Below are 17,154 nucleotides of genomic sequence, written 5' to 3'. Positions count from 1 at the left end.
AGGAGATGATACTATGAGAATAATCTTGTTAGGTCCTCCGGGAGCCGGAAAAGGAACGCAAGCAAAATCTATAAGTAATAAATTCTCCATACCACATATATCAACTGGGGATATATTCAGAAAGAATATTTCAGAAAAAACCCCTCTTGGAATCGAAGCTAAGAAACATATTGATAAGGGACATTTAGTTCCTGATGGATTGACTATAGATATAATCAAGGATAGATTAGATAATGAAGATTGTAAAAATGGATTTTTATTAGATGGATATCCAAGAACCGTTAAACAAGCAGAAGCCTTAGAAACCCTTTTAGTTGAAAAAGGCGACTATCTTGATACGGCATTATTAATAAAGGTTCCTAGAGAATTTATTCTCAATAGAATGACTGGTCGAAGAGTTTGTCTTACCTGTGGTGCTAGCTATCACATTACATTTAATCCACCACAAACAGAGGGAAAGTGTAATTTGTGCGGATCTGCTCTTGTACAAAGAGCGGATGACAGTAAAGACACCGTTAGTGAACGGTTAGACATATATGATGCTCAAACGCAGCCACTTATAAAGTATTATGGTGACAAAAACTTATTATCAGAAGTTGATGGAACACAAGCAATTAATAGTGTATTTGAAAGTATCTGTGGTATCTTAGAAGAGATAGAAAAGTGATTAACATAAAAAGTGATATGGAAATACAATATATGAGAAATGCAGGTAAAGTAGTTGCTGAAACTCTTGCATTAATTGAATCAGTAATAAAACCTGGAATAACCACTGCAGACTTAGATAAATTAGCTGAAGAGTTCATAATAAAGCAGGGTGCTAAACCATCTTTTAAAGGTTATTGTGGGTTTCCAGCTTCCATATGTACATCTGTTAATGATGAAGTGGTTCATGGAATTCCCAACAACCGGATTTTACTTGAAGGAGATATAATTAGCATAGATTGTGGTGCCATAGTAAATGGCTATCATGGAGATGCTGCTAGAACTTTTCCAGTAGGAAGAGTATCTAATGAAGCTGCAATGCTCATCGAAGTCACTAAAAACAGTTTTTTTAAGGGTGTTGAAAAAGCTATAATCGGTAATAGATTATCAGACATATCTGCTGCAATTCAGTGTTATGCGCAGGAGCATGGATACTCTGTAGTTAGGGATTTTGTAGGTCATGGTATTGGGAGATCAATGCATGAAGATCCAGAGGTTCCTAATTATGGTACTCCGAGTAGAGGTCCTAAATTAGTTCATGGTATGGTACTTGCAATTGAACCTATGATAAATATAGGAAAGCATTATGTCAAAGTAAAATCTAATAGATGGACGGTAGTAACGAAAGATGGCAGTTTATCTGCACATTATGAAAACACTGTTGCTATCATAACAAGTGGTCCTGAAATATTAACTTTGAACTAATAGAGGTGAATGATTTGGACGAAAATAGCCTTTTAGGTAAGGTAGTACATTCTAAAGCGGGAAGGGATATGCACAAAAAATTTATTGTGGTAGGTATACTTAATAAGGAATATGTGTATATTTCTGATGGAGATTTAAGAAAGATTGAGAAACCTAAAAAAAAGAAGGTTAAACATCTGGATTTTACAGGCATTGTAGCTGAGGAAATTAGAGATTTAATTTTATCTAAGGAAAAGGTTACAAATTCAAAAATTAAAATATTTTTGCAATCTGCAGATATTGGTAAGGAGGTTTGATTACCTTATGTCAAAAGATGATATAATAGAAATGCAAGGTGTAGTATTAGAAACTTTGCCCAATGCAATATTTCAAGTTGAGCTTGAGAGTGGACATAAAGTATTAGCTCATATTTCAGGTAAATTAAGAATGAATTTTATACGAATACTACCAGGTGATAAAGTTACAGTAGAACTTTCTCCATATGATTTGACTCGTGGGAGAATAACTTGGAGAGATAAGTAATAAGGAGGGTTTGCTATGAAAGTAAGACCATCAGTTAAACCTATGTGCGAAAAATGTAAGGTTATTAAAAGAAAAGGACGAGTAATGGTTATCTGTGAAAATCCTAAGCATAAACAAAAGCAAGGTTAATAGGTTTTATTTACAAATAGGTGTTAACTATTAAATGTAAAAATTAATATATTATTAATAAATCACATTAAATCGTTTTATAGGATATAGATGTGATAAGATTGTAACAACAAGTATCTAGGAGGTGTAAACAGTAAATGGCAAGAATAGCAGGTATTGACCTACCAAGAGAAAAAAGAGTTGAAATAGCTTTAACATATATCTTTGGTATTGGACTTTCTAAATCACAAGGAATAGTAAAAGAAACAGGAGTGAATCCTGATACTAGAGTTAAAGACTTAACTGAAGAAGAAGTTAATGAACTTAGAACATACATCACCAAAAACTTTATAATTGAGGGTGACTTAAGAAGAAAAGTTGCATTAGATATAAAAAGGTTGATGGAAGTTGGATGTTATAGAGGAATAAGACATAGAAAAGGTCTTCCAGTAAGAGGACAAAAAACTAAAACTAATGCTAGAACAAGAAAAGGCCCTAAGAAAACAATGGCGGGCAAAAAGAAATAGTTAGGAGGGAATACAATGGCTCAAAAAGTTAAGAGAAGTAGAAGAAAAAAAGAGAAGAAAAATATTGAGCACGGTTGTGCACATATAAAGTCTACTTTTAATAATTCTATCGTTACACTTACAGATGTAGCGGGAAATGCTTTATCTTGGTCTAGTGCAGGCGGATTAGGCTTTAGAGGATCAAGAAAGAGTACTCCTTTTGCAGCTCAAATGGCAGCAGAAGCTGCTACAAAAGCAGCTATGGAGCACGGTTTAAAGAGTGTTGATGTATTCGTTAAAGGACCAGGAGCAGGTAGAGAAGCGGCAATTAGATCACTTCAAGCGGCTGGATTAGAGATTACTTTAATCAAAGACGTTACTCCAATTCCACATAACGGATGTAGACCACCAAAAAGAAGAAGAGTCTAGTTATTAAGATTAAAGTAAATAGACGTATAGAAAACAGGAGGTGTAATTTGAATGGCAAGATATACTGGAGCTACTTGTAGGCTTTGCAGAAGAGAAGGTATGAAGCTAAACCTTAAGGGTGATAGATGCTTTACAGATAAATGTGCATTTGCAAGAAGAGGCTATGCACCGGGACAACACGGACAGAGTAAGAAAAAAATGTCTAATTATGGATTACAATTAAGAGAAAAACAAAAAGCTAAGAGAATATACGGAATACTTGAAAGCCAATTTAGAAGATACTATGATAAAGCTGACAAGTTAAGAGGCATAACAGGTGAAAATTTATTAAGACTTCTAGAAGTAAGACTTGATAACGTAGTTTATAGATTAGGTTACGGTAATTCAAGACAAGAAGCTAGGCAACTAGTAACTCACGGACATTTCTTAGTAAACGGTAAAAAGGTAGATATTCCTTCATACAGCTTAACTGCAAATGAAGTAATTTCACCATGTGAAAAGAGTAGAGCTACTGAGAAATTTAAAGTATTTGCTGAGAATCCTAAAACTTTACCAAGTTGGTTAGCAGCTGATACAGAGAAATTTGAAGGAAAAGTTTTAGCACTACCAACTAGAGAAGATATAGATGTTCCTGTTAACGAGACTTTAATCGTCGAGTTATACAGCAAATAGGCATTAATATAGAATCGGTTGCCCTCATAATAAGTTGCCAATTAAAAAAAAGGAGGGTTTTAGTATGTTAGAAATAGAAAAGCCAAAAATAGAATGTGTAGAGACTGCTGATGATGATTCATATGGTAAATTCATAATTGAACCATTAGAAAGAGGTTATGGTATAACACTAGGTAATGCATTAAGAAGGATTCTTCTTTCTTCATTACCTGGAGTTGCTACAAGTGCAGTCAAAATTGATACAGTACTTCATGAATTTTCCACAGTTAAGGGTGTTAAAGAAGATGTTACAGAATTAATTCTAAATATCAAAAGCTTAGCACTTAAAATGAATGGAGAGGGGCCTAGAACAGTCTACATTGATGCTAAAGGACCTGGAGTAGTTACTGGAGCAGATATTAAAACTGATGGTGATATAGAGGTTGTTAACGATGATTTACATATAGCAACATTAGATGATGGTGCTAAACTATATATGGAACTAACTGTTAACAAGGGTAGAGGATATGTGTCTCAGGCTAAAAATAAGACAGATGAATTACCAATTGCTACTATACCAGTAGATTCAATCTATACTCCAGTTAAAAGAGTTAATTTTGCTGTAGAAAACACTAGAGTAGGCCAGATTACTGATTATGATAAATTAACTATTGAAATTTGGACTAATGGAACTATTAGACCAGACGAAGCTATTGGTTTATCAGCTAAAATACTTATTGAGCACTTTAAATTATTTATGACATTAACAGATCATGCAGATAATGTTGAAATAATGGTTGAAAAAGAAGAAGATAAGAAAGAAAAAGTTCTTGAAATGACTATTGAAGAATTAGACCTATCTGTTAGAAGCTATAATTGCTTAAAAAGAGCTGGTATTAATACAGTTCAAGAATTAACAGAGAGATCGATGGATGATATGATGAAGGTCAGGAATTTGGGTAAGAAATCACTCGAAGAAGTTGAACAAAAACTTCAAGCATTGAGCTTGAACTTGAAGCTAAGCGAGGAGTAAGGAGGAAAACATATGGCAATGTATCGTAAATTAGGACGTTCTACTGATCAAAGAATCGCGATGTTTAGAAGTCTTGCAACTAATTTGTTGAAATACGGAAAAATTGAGACAACAGTTACTAGAGCAAAAGAAACTAGAAAGTTTGCAGAAAGAATGATAACTCTTGGAAAAAGAGGAGATCTTCATGCTAGAAGACAAGCACTTTCATTCATTACTGAAGAAAGTGTAGTTAAAGATTTGTTTGACAATATTGCACCTAAATATGCTGAGAGAAACGGCGGATATACTAGGATCATGAAAATGGGTCCAAGAAGAGGCGACGCAGCAGAGATGAGTATAATAGAATTAGTATAGTTTGAACAAAGGGGATTAAGTTAAATCAAACTTAGTCCCCATTTTCTTATAAATATTTATAGATGTAGGGAGTGACACTTATGGGTGAAAAAATGGTTGTATGTAATGATCTTGTTTATAAGTACCCTCAAAGTGAAGATGAGCAGCCTAAAGTAGCCATAGATGGACTAAATTTAGAGGTTAACAAGGGTGAATTTTTAGTAGTACTTGGCCATAATGGCTCAGGAAAATCAACTTTTGCTAAACATATAAATGCACTATTAATACCTACTGACGGGCAAGTGTATGTAGATGGATTACAAACATCGAAGGAAAGCAATTTATGGGACATTAGGAAGGTAGCTGGAATGGTATTTCAAAATCCAGATAACCAAATTGTTGCAACAATTGTAGAGGAAGATGTAGCATTTGGTCCTGAGAATTTAGGCCTGGAGCCTAAAGAAATAAGAAAAAGAGTGGATGATTCATTAAAAAATGTTGGAATGTATGAATATAGGAAACATGCTCCACACTTACTTTCCGGAGGCCAAAAACAAAGAGTAGCTATTGCTGGTATTCTTGCTATGATGCCAAAGTGCATTGTATTTGATGAACCTACAGCAATGCTGGATCCATTTGGGAGAAAAGAAGTTATTCGGACAATAAAAGAAATAAACAAAAAATATGGTATAACAATAATATTAATAACTCATAACATGGAAGAAGCAGTAGAAGCGGATAGAATTGTAGTTATGGATAATGGCAAAATTGTAATGAATGGAATACCTAGAGAAATATTTAGAAATGTTGCTACTATGAAAAAAATAGGGCTTGACGTTCCACAGGTAACAGAACTAGCCTATGAACTTAAACAAAGTGGTATTAATATAGCATCAGATATATTAACCATAAATGAGATGGTGAATGCATTATGTCAATTAAAATAGAAAATTTAACACATATATATATGCCAAAAACTCCTTTTGAAAAAAAAGCTTTAGATAATGTATCTGTAGAAATAAAGCAGGGAGAATTTGTGGCACTCATTGGGCATACTGGCTCAGGGAAATCTACATTAATACAACATATAAACGGACTTCTAAAACCAACATCAGGAAGTCTACTAATAGACGACATAGATATAACAAAGAAAAATGTAAAACTTACAAACATAAGAAAAAAAGTTGGACTAGTGTTTCAGTATCCTGAATATCAACTTTTTGAAGAAACTATCGAAAAAGACATTGCCTTTGGGCCACAAAATTTAGGTCTAGATAATGATGAAATAAATAAAAGGGTTCGTAGAGCTATGAAAATTGTTGGACTGGGCTATGAGCAATTTAAAGATAAATCACCTTTTGAAATAAGTGGTGGGCAAAAGAGAAGAGTGGCTATTGCAGGTGTAGTGGCTATGCAGCCAAGCATTTTAATTTTAGATGAACCAACTGCAGGTCTTGACCCAAAAGGAAGAGATGATATTTTAAATAAGATTGTTGAGCTATACAAAGAAAACAATATCACTATAATTTTAGTGTCGCATAGCATGGAAGATGTTGCTAAAGTTGCAAATAGGATTATAGTAATGGATAGTGGAACTTGCATTCTAGACGGAACCCCAGAGAAAATATTCAAAGAAATAGAAAAATTGGAAAGCGTAGGACTTGCAGTACCACAAGTAACATATTTAATTAGAGAACTACGCAGCAAAGGGTTCCATATATCTGAGGATATATTTACTATAGAAAAAGCTAGACAAGAATTGCTTAGAATATTAAAAAAGCAGTAGTCTAAATTTTTGTCTTAATAAGATTTTTATATAAAACAGTAATGTGTGATGCTTATAACACATTGGAGGAATTTTTATGATCAAAGATATTACAATAGGTCAATATATACCAGGGGAGTCATTTGTACATAAACTAGATCCAAGAGTGAAAATATTGGTATCTCTACTATTTATTGTTGACTTATTTTTAGTGAATAATTTTGAAGGCTATTTATTTGTAATAATATTTTTAATAGTTACAATTTTAATCTCAAAATTATCATTTAAGTATATTTACAGTGGATTAAAGCCAATTTTAATATTATTACTTATTACAGCAGTATTAAATATTTTTATGACTACTGGAAAACAGCCAGCAATTTTTCACTGGGGGTTTATAAATGTTTATAAAGAAGGGCTAATAATTGCAGCCTTTATGATAGTTAGACTAGTTTTCTTAATTATGGGAACATCAATACTAACACTTACAACATCACCCATAGAGTTAACTGATGGCATAGAGAAGCTCTTAAACCCATTTAAAAGAATAGGAGTGCCAGCTCATGAACTGGCAATGATGATGACTATTGCATTAAGATTCATTCCGACGTTAATGGACGAAACTGATAAAATCATGAAAGCACAAATGGCTAGAGGTGCTGATTTTGAGTCTGGAAATTTGATACGTAGAGCAAAAAGTTTAATTCCTATTTTAGTGCCATTATTTATAAGTTCTTTTAGACGAGCTGATGAATTGGCTATGGCTATGGAGTCAAGATGTTATAAAGGTGGAGAAGGAAGAACTAGAATGAAACAATTAAAAATAACTAGAAAAGATTATATTGCAAGTTTTGCGTTTACACTTCTATTTGTTGTTACTATTATTAGCAGAACATAATCATCTGCTAAAGTTATAAATAGAAAAGGGTGTGAAGTGGTGAGAAATATAAAGATTATAATAGAATACGATGGAACAAATTATGCAGGATGGCAAAGACAAAAGAACATAATGACTATTCAAGAAAAAGTAGAGACGGCTATTGAAGCGATTACGGGTGAAAAAACTCAGATTACAGGTGCTAGTAGAACAGATGCTGGGGTTCATTCAAAAGGATATGTAGGTAACTTTTATACTGATAGTAAAATACATGTAGAAAAGTTCACGGGGGCTATTAATAGCAAACTCCCACTAGATATTGTGATCCTACACTCATTTGAGATGCCTTGTGAGTTTCATTCAAGGTATAATAGTACTGGAAAGCTTTATAGTTACACTATATTAAATAGGTATGAGTCTGTTGCAATAGGACGTAATTATATATATCATCACAAAAGAATGTTAGACATAGATGCTATGAAACAAGCAGCAGAATATTTTATGGGTACTCATGACTTTTCTGCATTTAAAAATTTAGGTAGCTCCGTAAAAACCTCTGTAAGAACTATTTTTAAACTAGATATCATAAAGAATGAAGATATAATAAAAATATATATTGCAGCTGATGGATTTCTTTATAATATGGTTAGAATAATAGTCGGGGCACTAATTCGAGTTGGAGAAGGAAAGATTAACCCTAATGAAATAGAAAATATAATCCTTTCAAAAGAAAGAGCAAGGGCTGGAAAATCTGCTCCGCCTGGTGGATTATGCTTGGAAGAAGTTTTTTATTAAAATAAAACATTAATAGTTGCAATATCCTGTGTAAAAACATTGACACACCCGGTAGAATGTATTATACTTATTAATGTTTGAATATATTATCGTGTAATGAGATCCACTAGCCCCGGATCTTTAGCATAGAAATTAATTTGTTAAAAGTTCAGGGAGGGAAAATAATGAAATCAAAATCATTTATAGCAAAACCACTAGAAATTGAAAGAAAATGGTTCGTTGTCGACGTAGAAGGAAAAGTTTTAGGAAGAGCAGCTAGCCAAATAGCTTCAATATTAAGAGGAAAACATAAACCAACATTTACACCACATGTGGATACTGGTGACTTTGTAATCGTAATAAACGCTGATAAGATCGTTTTAACTGGTAAGAAATTAGACCAAAAAATGTTAAGACATCACTCTTTTTATCCAGGTGGATTAAAAGAAGTTCCATATAGAATAGCAATGGTTAAAAAACCTGAGTTTATTTTTGAAGAGGCAGTAAGAAGAATGCTTCCAAAGGGACCATTAGGTCGTCAAACAATTAAGAAAATGACTGTTTACAGAGGACCAGAACATAAGAACCAGGCACAAAACCCAGAAGCATTAGTGCTTAAATACTAATCAGGTTAGGAGGGAGTAAATATAATGGCAAAAGTTCAATATATAGGAACAGGAAGAAGAAAGAAATCAGTTGCGAGAGTTAGACTTGTACCTGGCGAAGGTAAAATAGTTATAAATAAAAGAGCAATAGAAAATTATTTCGGATTAGAAACTTTAATGCTTATAGTTAATCAACCACTAGTGTTAACTGGAACTAAAGATAAATTCGATATATTAGTAAATGTGCACGGCGGTGGATATACAGGTCAAGCCGGAGCAATAAGACACGGAATTTCTAGATCACTTTTAAAAGCTGACGAAACTTTAAGACCAGAACTTAAAAAAGCAGGTTTTTTAACAAGAGATCCAAGAATGAAGGAAAGAAAGAAATACGGTCTTAAAAAAGCAAGAAAGGCATCTCAGTTTTCAAAGAGATAATATTATTGCAATCAAGAGAGAATATACACTTATTAATAAGTGTATATTCTCTCTTTTATTTTAGAAGGATATATAGAGTTATTAGTACTAGAATTGTAATATACAATGTGGTTAAAAAGTAAATACCTCATATGTTATGTTTGTGTTAAGTTTCTTAAAGTCTATGTTAAATATATTATCAATTACCTAACATACGGTCTAATTTATAGTATTATTTATATGAAAGATTAAAATACTAATAGTACCTAAAAATATGGAGGGATTTTATGAATGTTGTAAATATGGTCATTGGCCTTTTTGGAGGGCTTGGATTATTTCTATATGGAATGAAAATGATGGGCGATGGACTCGCAAATACTTCTGGTGAAAAACTTAAAAAAATATTTGAAAAAATAACATCTAATCCAATAAAGGGAGTAGCCACAGGAGCTGCCATAACAGCAGTTATACAAAGCAGTAGTGCTACTACTGTAATGGTAGTAGGGTTTGTTAATGCAGGCCTTATGAACCTATATCAAGCGGCTGCAGTGATTATGGGAGCTAATGTTGGAACTACTATAACTGCTCAATTAATTGCCTTTAAACTAGATAACATAATTCCGATATTTTTAGGAGTAGGTTCTTTAACAATAATATTTTCAAAAGGTAAAAAAGGTAGAGAAATAGGTAATATTATATTAGGATTTGGTATTCTTTTTTTAGGAATGGAGCTAATGAAGGACACTATGTCTCCATTAGGTGATTCTCCAGCTTTTGCAACTTTAATAATGAAATTAGAGGGAAATACTCTATTGGGAATTTTAACTGGTGCACTGATGACAGCAGTAATACAAAGTTCATCCGCATCTACTGGTATTTTAGTGGCTTTAGCTTCCACAGGAGCATTGCCTCTTGGAGTAGCGGTTCCAATTTTATTTGGTAATAATATAGGGACATGCATAACCGCTTTATTATCAAGTATAGGAACCTCTAAAACAGCTAAAAAAGCGGCACTAATACACTTATTCTTCAACATATTTGGTACATTGATTTTTATTCCATTAATACATCCACTAATACAATTAGTACAATATATATCACCGGGCGGAAGTATGGAGATAAAAAGACAAATTGCCAATGCTCATACTATATTTAATATATCAAATACAATAATTATGGTGCCATTTATAAAATATCTTGTAGCACTTGTTAATAAGATAATACCTGGAGACGATGAAGTTCAAATAATGGATGTTAAATATATAGACGACAGGTTACTAGAAACACCAGTTATTGCAGTTGGGCAAACTAAAAAAGAGGTTGTTAGAATGGCCAATTTAGCAAAAGAAAATGTGCAACTTGCTATGGAGTGCTTTATTACCGATAACGAAAATAGTATAAAAACTGTTTATGATAATGAAAAATTAATAAATTTACTTGAGGATGAAATTACATCATATTTAGTGAAACTTTCTTCTACACAATTATCAGAACAGCAAACTAAAATAGTAACTTCCATGTTTAATGTAGTAAATGACATAGAGCGAATAGGAGACCATGCTGAAAACTTAGTAGATATAACTAGTGAAAAGATTCAAAAGAATTTAGATTTTTCTAAAGATGCATTGCAGGAGTTAGATGGAATGTATAAATACATAGTTCACGCGTTAGAGATTAGTATCGAGAGTTTTGAAAACAATGATATTATAAAAGCGGAATCCATTATGGCGATAGAAAATAGAATAGATAGCTTAGAAAGAGAACTAAGATTATCACATATAAGAAGATTAAATAACGGAGTATGCGGAGCTACAGTTGGTACTATGTTTTTAGATATGATTAGTAATTTTGAACGAATAGGAGATCATGCAACTAATATTGCTGAAGTAGTAATAAAGTAAAAGTAAATAAGAATGCAAAAAAAACAGCTGCTAAAATTTTTAGTGGGTGTTTTTTTATTTCAGTCACATTTTTATGTCAAAAATACTAAATCATCTGCAAACTGAATAAAATTAAGGACAGGAATAAATAAAAGGGTGGGTGTGTTGAGATACAGGAACAATAAATTAATAGCTATAGTTATAGTAATCACTTTATCAATGGTGAGTTTTATGGGCATAAATCTAAGATTTGTAAAAGAAACTATGAACAATGAAAAATTACAAGGTGGAAGTAGAATAATACTTATTGATGCTGGTCATGGAGGAATGGATGGTGGAACAAGTTCTAAAAATGGCACTGTAGAAAAAAACATTAATTTAAGCATAGCAATAAAGCTTAAAGCTAGCCTACAAAATGCAGGCTACCAGGTTGTGATGACAAGACAGGAAGATACAGGAACTTTTTTAACCAATGGAACTATACGAGAAAGGTATAAGGAAGATTTAAAAAATAGATACGATTTAAAGAAATCTAGTAATTGTGATATGTTCATTAGCATTCATTTGAATTATTTTACCCAAAGTAAATATTACGGAGCACAAGTATGGTACTCGAATTATAAAGATAGTCTAACTCTTGCCAGTACAATTCAGAAAAATTTTAGGAATGATATAGATCTTAGCAATAATAGAGTGCAAAAGCCTGCTAAAAGTGCTTACAGAGTATTAAGAGAGAATGATAATATGCCAAGTGTTATAGTTGAATGTGGATTTTTATCAAACTTTGAAGAAGAACAAAAATTAAAATCTGACGAGTATCAAGAAAAAATTGCAAAGTCCATAAGTAAATCTGTAGGTGAGTTTTATAAGAGTTTTCCCAAAGAATAAATAATCGTAACACAGTAATTTTAGTCCAATATAATTATAAAAATATTTAATGAATTATTAAGTCAAAAAGAGACATATTGTTCTATGAATATGTCTCTTTTGCATTAAATTGGGCCTTTTTCAATAAGTCCAATATAAATTTATTCCTTTAATATAAGGCTTATTAAAAACTCTTTCACCGGTATATTTTGATATAGTTATTTTATCTACATTAATATATGAAATATGTGTGATAACCATAAATATAAATGTTGAAAGAGCTAATACTAAAACAGCACTTAAAAGATATATAACAAAAGAAAACTTATTCTTGATCATAAGGGTCCCCCTTAGTATTTATATATATTATAATAATGATGATTTTTACAAAATATAACCATAATTGTGAAACTCTTATTAGACAAAACATGAAAACCTTATCAAGCATATGTGGAAATAGTATTAAATATAAGACTAAGCTAGCTAATCAAGGCTAGTACCTTTAAAACACGAAATACAATGCTAAAGACTGATAATTCAATCATTGAAATGGACTAGTCCATATGGTATCATAAAGGTATCGGTGGATTAGTCCATTAATCCAATATGCTTTGGGAGGGATTTTTATCGATATTGAAGTAAATAAAAAAAATGGAGTACCACTTTACATTCAAGTAAAAAAACAAATCATGGATGAGATAAAAAAAGGATCTCTCAAGGTTGGAACGAAAATGCCTACAGAAAGAGAATTATCTCAAAGAATATGTGTAAGCAGAAATACAATAAGTACTGCATATAATGACCTAGAACAAGATGGGGCACTTAAATCCTATCAGGGAAGGGGAACTTTCGTAGTTGAAGAAGCTATTTCTTGGGAGAGTTTAGACATAAAAAAGAAGATAATGAAATTCGTGGACTTGGGCTTAGAAGAAGCTTTAGAAATTGGAATGAAACCAGAAGAATTTTTAGATTTAGTAAATCAAAGAGTAAATGAGAAAAAACAGATAATGGACAAAATCATAGTAATATACGTAGAGTGCAATATTGAACAAGCTAAAGTATTTAGTAAGCAACTTAGTAGGAATAGTAACATGAATGTTATGTTCTTAACTATAAGCGATTTAAAAAAGATGGACAAGGATACTAAAGATAAGATTGAAAGCGCTGAGTTCATAATAACTACATTTAATCACATTAATGAAGTGACTGATCTTACCATTGGACTTGATAAAGAGATTTTAGGAGTTGCTATAATTCCGAATTTAGAACCAATAGTTAAGATTGCTAGGTATAGTTTAAATACAAAGTTTGGGTTTATATGTATCTCAGAAGAATTTATATTTAAAATTAAGGGAGCTTTAGAAAAAGCAGGATTGTGTGAAGCTGATATAAGCTATTCCAATACTACTGATACAAAAGAACTTGAGGATATAATTAAGAAATCAGATGTGCTGATAGTATCTCCGGGTAGATATAAAGATGTTAAGAGTTCAAATTCAGAAAACAAGGAAATAATCGAATTTCTATATAGTCTAGATGAAGGTTCTGTAAAAGCACTTAAGTCAAAGATTATTGAAATAAAGTTCAAAAAATAATGTGTTTAAAAATTATATGCTAATAAATTATTTGGGAGGCTTTTAAAAAATGGAAAAAAAGACTTTGATTTTAGGAGTAATAGGGTCAGATTGTCATGCTGTTGGCAATAAAATATTAGATTATGCTCTAACAGAAGCTGGTTTTAATGTTATAAACATAGGAGTGCTTTCTCCACAAGAGGATTTTATAAATGCAGCTGTTGAAACTAATGCAGATGTAATAATAGTATCTTCTCTTTATGGTCAAGGAGAAATCGATTGCAGGGGTATGAGAGAAAAATGTGATGAAGCAGGATTAAATGGGATATTGTTATTCGTAGGTGGAAACATAGTTGTTGGAAAACAAAATTGGGACGATGTACATAAAAGATTCACTGCAATGGGATTTAATAAGGTATATCCACCAAATACATCTTTGGAAACAACAATACACGATTTAAAAGAAGCACTAGGTTTATTACAAAACAAATAGGAGTGATATAAGTGGATGCATATTTGCTTGTAGATTTTGGAAGTACATATACTAAACTAACCGTTGTAGATTTAGAAAAAGAGGAAATAATTGCTACAGCAAAAGATATAACCACTATTGAAGATAATATAATGATAGGTTATGATAAGGCTTATTCAAAAATAGAGGGTATACTAAAAAAGCAGAACGTTAATTTCGTTAAGAAGTTAGCATGTTCCTCAGCTGCGGGTGGTCTCAAAATGATAGCTATTGGTTTGGTGCCAGATTTAACTGCAGAGGCTGCCAAAAGAGCGGCACTTGGAGCTGGAGCTAGAGTGTTAAAAGTATATAGCTATGAATTAACACTTACTGAAATTGAAGAAATCAAAAATTCAGATTTAGATATAATACTTCTTGCAGGTGGAACCGATGGTGGTAACAAAGATTGTGTTATACACAATGCAAGAATGTTAGCTGAAAATGAAATTAAATTACCAATAGTAGTAGCTGGAAATAAAGTGGCAAGCGATGAGATAAGAGAAATATTTACTAAGGCTAAAATGTACTTTACTATTACAAGTAATGTAATGCCACAGTTAAGTAAACTAAATGTAGAGCCTGCTCGCGAAGAAATTAGAAAAGTATTTATGGATAAAATAATTTATGCTAAGGGACTGAGCAATGCAGAAGAGTTAGTAGAAGGTATCTTAATGCCAACACCAGCAGCGGTTCTAAAGGCTGCAAGGACATTAAGTGAAGGCAGTGATGAAGAAAGTGGTCTGGGAGATTTAATAGTTATAGATATTGGTGGCGCAACCACCGACGTACATTCTATAGCAGACGGAGAACCTACAAAAGCAGGGGTTACCGTAAGGGGTCTTGAGGAACCATTTGCTAAAAGAACTGTTGAAGGTGATCTTGGAATGAGATATTCTGCAGTTTCATTAAGAGAAGCAGCCGGTAGCAGAAAAATGAGAAATTATCTAGGTGATACGGAAAGAAAGATTGATATTGATGCAAGTTGTAAATATAGAATAGAACATATAAAAATGGTTCCTATGACTAAGGAAGAAATAGACTTTGATGAGGCTATGGCGAAGGTAGCCACAGAGTTATCAATGGAAAGGCATGTAGGTACAATAGAACACACAGCTACTCCTATGGGAGCTATGTATACCCAAATAGGAAAAGATCTTATGGATGTAAAGTTTGTGATAGGTACAGGTGGAGTATTAGTTCATAGTGAAAATCCACAAGATATTTTAAAAGCAGGAGCTTTTAATGATGAGAACCCAATATATTTGAAACCACGTAATGCAAAGTATTTGATGGATAAAACTTATATATTATCCGCTATGGGATTACTTTCACAATATTATCCAGATAAAGCTGTTAGAATTATGAAAAAATATTTAGTGCAAGTATAATTATTAGGAGGGATTTTAGTGGAATTAAGAAATAAAAAATGGACAGACGAAGAGTTCTTTGAAATAAGAGAAGAAGTATTAAAGCAGTGGCCAACAGGCAGTGAGGTAGATTTAAAAGAGGCTATAGAATACAATAAGCAAATTCCTGATCACAAAAACTTTGCTAAAAAATTAATAAAAGCTAAAGAAGAAGGAATAACACTAGCACAACCAAGAGCAGGTGTTGCATTAATTGACAAGCACATTGAACTTTTAAAATTTTTAGAAGAAGAAGGTGGAGCTGATTTACTTCCAACGACAATAGATAGTTATACAAGGTTAAATAGATATGACGCATGTGAAATAGGAATAAAGGACAGTATAACTGAAGGAAGATCATTGTTAAATGGATTTCCAGGAGTTAATCATGGAGTTAAAGGTTGTAGACAAGTATTTGAAGCAGTAAACCTTCCATTAGAAGCAAGACACGGTACACCCGATGCAAGACTACTTGCTGAAATAACTCATGCTTCAGGTTGGACTTCAAATGAAGGCGGCGGAATTTCTTACAATATTCCTTATGCTAAAAATGCAAGTTTGAAGAAATCAATGTTAGATTGGCAATATTGTGATAGACTTGTTGGTTATTATGAGCAGCAAGGAATATCAATAAATAGAGAACCTTTTGGACCATTAACAGGAACTTTAGTTCCACCTAGTACTTCAAATGCAGTTGCCATAATAGAAACATTAGTTGCAGCAGAACAAGGTGTTAAAAACGTTACAGTTGGATATGGTCAATGTGGTAATTTAATACAAGACGTAGCAGCTATAAGAGCTTTAGAAGAGCAGTGCCATGAATATTTAAAAGCTAATGGATATAACGACGTATATGTAACAACAGTAATGCATGAATGGATGGGAGGATTCCCAGAAGATGAAGCAAAAGCTTTTGGAGTTATAGCAACAGGAGCAGCAGCTGCAGCACTTGCAGGAGCAACAAAAGTAATAGTTAAAACTCCTCATGAAGCTGTAGGAATTCCTACTAAAGAAGCTAATGCTATGGGAATAAGGGCTACAAAAATGACTTTGAACTTATTAAGTGGTCAAAGAATGCCTATGTCTCAGGAATTAAAAACTGAGATTGAAATAATTAAAGCAGAAACGAAATGTATGGTAGATATGATTTATCAAGTTGGAAAAGGTGATTTAGCCATAGGAGTTATTAAAGGCTTTGAAATGGGAATTATTGATGTGCCATTTGCACCAAGTAAATTTAATGCTGGTAAAATGATGCCTGCAAGAGATAATAATGGAGCAATAAGATACTTTAAATTTGGTAATCTACCATTTACAGAGGAATTGAAAAATTTTAATACTAAAAAGTTGGAAGAAAGAGCGAAGTTTGAAAATAGAGATGTATCCTTCCAAATGACAATAGATGATATATTTGCAGTAGGAAAAGGTGTACTTATAGGAAGACCAGAAAAAAAATAAACAAATTGATTAAAAGGTATTATAAAAT

General features: G+C 32.5%; 23 protein-coding genes. 22 read left to right on the top strand and 1 reads right to left on the bottom strand.

Annotation, left to right across the window (positions count from 1 at the left end):
* The first annotated feature begins 13 nt into the window (after positions 1-13).
* The 18 genes from KPL51_RS03230 (at position 14) to cwlD (ending at position 12,198) form a co-directional block, all read left to right on the top strand.
* Complete coding sequence (locus KPL51_RS03230; protein WP_216157256.1) at positions 14-667, top strand: adenylate kinase; 654 nt, start codon at positions 14-16, stop codon at positions 665-667.
* A complete protein-coding gene (gene map, locus KPL51_RS03225) occupies positions 664-1,410 on the top strand; it encodes a type I methionyl aminopeptidase (RefSeq protein ID WP_216157255.1) in 747 nt (248 codons plus the stop codon). Before KPL51_RS03230 ends, map begins: the two co-directional genes overlap by 4 nt.
* A gap of 14 nt (positions 1,411-1,424) precedes the next feature.
* Positions 1,425-1,706, top strand: coding sequence for a KOW domain-containing RNA-binding protein (locus KPL51_RS03220; protein ID WP_216157253.1), 282 nt, complete (start codon positions 1,425-1,427; stop codon positions 1,704-1,706).
* A gap of 7 nt (positions 1,707-1,713) precedes the next feature.
* Positions 1,714-1,932, top strand: coding sequence for a translation initiation factor IF-1 (infA, locus tag KPL51_RS03215; protein WP_216157251.1), 219 nt, complete (start codon positions 1,714-1,716; stop codon positions 1,930-1,932).
* 15 nt (positions 1,933-1,947) lie between these two features.
* Entirely contained in the window at positions 1,948-2,061 is a 114-nt protein-coding gene (gene rpmJ, locus KPL51_RS03210) for a 50S ribosomal protein L36 (RefSeq protein WP_021122033.1), read from the top strand.
* A gap of 137 nt (positions 2,062-2,198) precedes the next feature.
* Positions 2,199-2,567 carry a 30S ribosomal protein S13 gene (rpsM, locus tag KPL51_RS03205; RefSeq protein ID WP_216157249.1) on the top strand — a complete coding sequence of 123 codons (369 nt, stop codon included), beginning with the start codon at positions 2,199-2,201 and terminating at the stop codon, positions 2,565-2,567.
* 15 nt (positions 2,568-2,582) lie between these two features.
* Positions 2,583-2,975, top strand: a complete 393-nt coding sequence (gene rpsK / locus KPL51_RS03200) for a 30S ribosomal protein S11 (RefSeq protein ID WP_216157246.1) — start codon at positions 2,583-2,585, stop codon at positions 2,973-2,975.
* A 51-nt stretch (positions 2,976-3,026) separates the two neighbouring features.
* The gene (rpsD, locus tag KPL51_RS03195; RefSeq protein WP_216157243.1) at positions 3,027-3,647 is read left to right on the top strand and encodes a 30S ribosomal protein S4; all 621 of its coding nucleotides are present in this window, start codon (positions 3,027-3,029) and stop codon (positions 3,645-3,647) included.
* A gap of 64 nt (positions 3,648-3,711) precedes the next feature.
* Positions 3,712-4,659, top strand: coding sequence for a DNA-directed RNA polymerase subunit alpha (locus KPL51_RS03190; RefSeq protein WP_216157240.1), 948 nt, complete (start codon positions 3,712-3,714; stop codon positions 4,657-4,659).
* 12 nt (positions 4,660-4,671) lie between these two features.
* Entirely contained in the window at positions 4,672-5,013 is a 342-nt protein-coding gene (gene rplQ / locus KPL51_RS03185; protein WP_216157237.1) for a 50S ribosomal protein L17, read from the top strand.
* 80 nt (positions 5,014-5,093) lie between these two features.
* A complete protein-coding gene (locus tag KPL51_RS03180) occupies positions 5,094-5,939 on the top strand; it encodes an energy-coupling factor transporter ATPase (protein ID WP_216157234.1) in 846 nt (281 codons plus the stop codon).
* Positions 5,924-6,778, top strand: coding sequence for an energy-coupling factor transporter ATPase (locus tag KPL51_RS03175; protein ID WP_216157231.1), 855 nt, complete (start codon positions 5,924-5,926; stop codon positions 6,776-6,778). Before KPL51_RS03180 ends, KPL51_RS03175 begins: the two co-directional genes overlap by 16 nt.
* A 76-nt stretch (positions 6,779-6,854) precedes the next feature.
* The gene (locus tag KPL51_RS03170; protein ID WP_216157228.1) at positions 6,855-7,655 is read left to right on the top strand and encodes an energy-coupling factor transporter transmembrane component T family protein; all 801 of its coding nucleotides are present in this window, start codon (positions 6,855-6,857) and stop codon (positions 7,653-7,655) included.
* Between the two features lie 39 nt (positions 7,656-7,694).
* Positions 7,695-8,429 (top strand): tRNA pseudouridine(38-40) synthase TruA, encoded by a 735-nt coding sequence (truA, locus tag KPL51_RS03165; protein ID WP_216157225.1) that lies wholly within the window; start codon positions 7,695-7,697, stop codon positions 8,427-8,429.
* 164 nt (positions 8,430-8,593) lie between these two features.
* Positions 8,594-9,034, top strand: coding sequence for a 50S ribosomal protein L13 (rplM, locus tag KPL51_RS03160; RefSeq protein ID WP_216157222.1), 441 nt, complete (start codon positions 8,594-8,596; stop codon positions 9,032-9,034).
* A gap of 24 nt (positions 9,035-9,058) precedes the next feature.
* Entirely contained in the window at positions 9,059-9,451 is a 393-nt protein-coding gene (gene rpsI / locus KPL51_RS03155) for a 30S ribosomal protein S9 (protein ID WP_216157219.1), read from the top strand.
* Between the two features lie 266 nt (positions 9,452-9,717).
* Entirely contained in the window at positions 9,718-11,331 is a 1,614-nt protein-coding gene (locus KPL51_RS03150; protein WP_216157216.1) for a Na/Pi cotransporter family protein, read from the top strand.
* 144 nt (positions 11,332-11,475) lie between these two features.
* The gene (cwlD, locus tag KPL51_RS03145) at positions 11,476-12,198 is read left to right on the top strand and encodes an N-acetylmuramoyl-L-alanine amidase CwlD (RefSeq protein WP_224853631.1); all 723 of its coding nucleotides are present in this window, start codon (positions 11,476-11,478) and stop codon (positions 12,196-12,198) included.
* A 120-nt stretch (positions 12,199-12,318) separates the two neighbouring features.
* Here cwlD and KPL51_RS03140 read toward each other — a convergent pair whose 3' ends face one another.
* Positions 12,319-12,516 (bottom strand): hypothetical protein, encoded by a 198-nt coding sequence (locus tag KPL51_RS03140; protein WP_216157214.1) that lies wholly within the window; start codon positions 12,514-12,516, stop codon positions 12,319-12,321.
* A 272-nt stretch (positions 12,517-12,788) separates the two neighbouring features.
* Here KPL51_RS03140 and KPL51_RS03135 point away from each other — a divergent pair, with 272 nt between their 5' ends.
* From KPL51_RS03135 to KPL51_RS03120, 4 genes are read left to right on the top strand one after another with little or no spacing between them, the layout of a single operon-like run.
* The gene (locus KPL51_RS03135) at positions 12,789-13,772 is read left to right on the top strand and encodes a GntR family transcriptional regulator (RefSeq protein ID WP_244997981.1); all 984 of its coding nucleotides are present in this window, start codon (positions 12,789-12,791) and stop codon (positions 13,770-13,772) included.
* Between the two features lie 49 nt (positions 13,773-13,821).
* The gene (gene glmS, locus KPL51_RS03130; RefSeq protein WP_216157208.1) at positions 13,822-14,244 is read left to right on the top strand and encodes a methylaspartate mutase subunit S; all 423 of its coding nucleotides are present in this window, start codon (positions 13,822-13,824) and stop codon (positions 14,242-14,244) included.
* 11 nt (positions 14,245-14,255) lie between these two features.
* Positions 14,256-15,650, top strand: a complete 1,395-nt coding sequence (gene glmL, locus KPL51_RS03125; protein WP_216157205.1) for a methylaspartate mutase accessory protein GlmL — start codon at positions 14,256-14,258, stop codon at positions 15,648-15,650.
* 18 nt (positions 15,651-15,668) lie between these two features.
* Positions 15,669-17,126, top strand: coding sequence for a methylaspartate mutase subunit E (locus tag KPL51_RS03120; protein WP_216157202.1), 1,458 nt, complete (start codon positions 15,669-15,671; stop codon positions 17,124-17,126).
* Positions 17,127-17,154: the final 28 nt, after the last annotated feature.

Origin of the sequence: Clostridium bowmanii, from assembly GCF_018861315.1 — a bacterium.
Lineage (GTDB): Bacteria > Bacillota > Clostridia > Clostridiales > Clostridiaceae > Clostridium_AD > Clostridium_AD bowmanii.
This window is presented reverse-complemented; position numbering and strand designations above follow the sequence as displayed.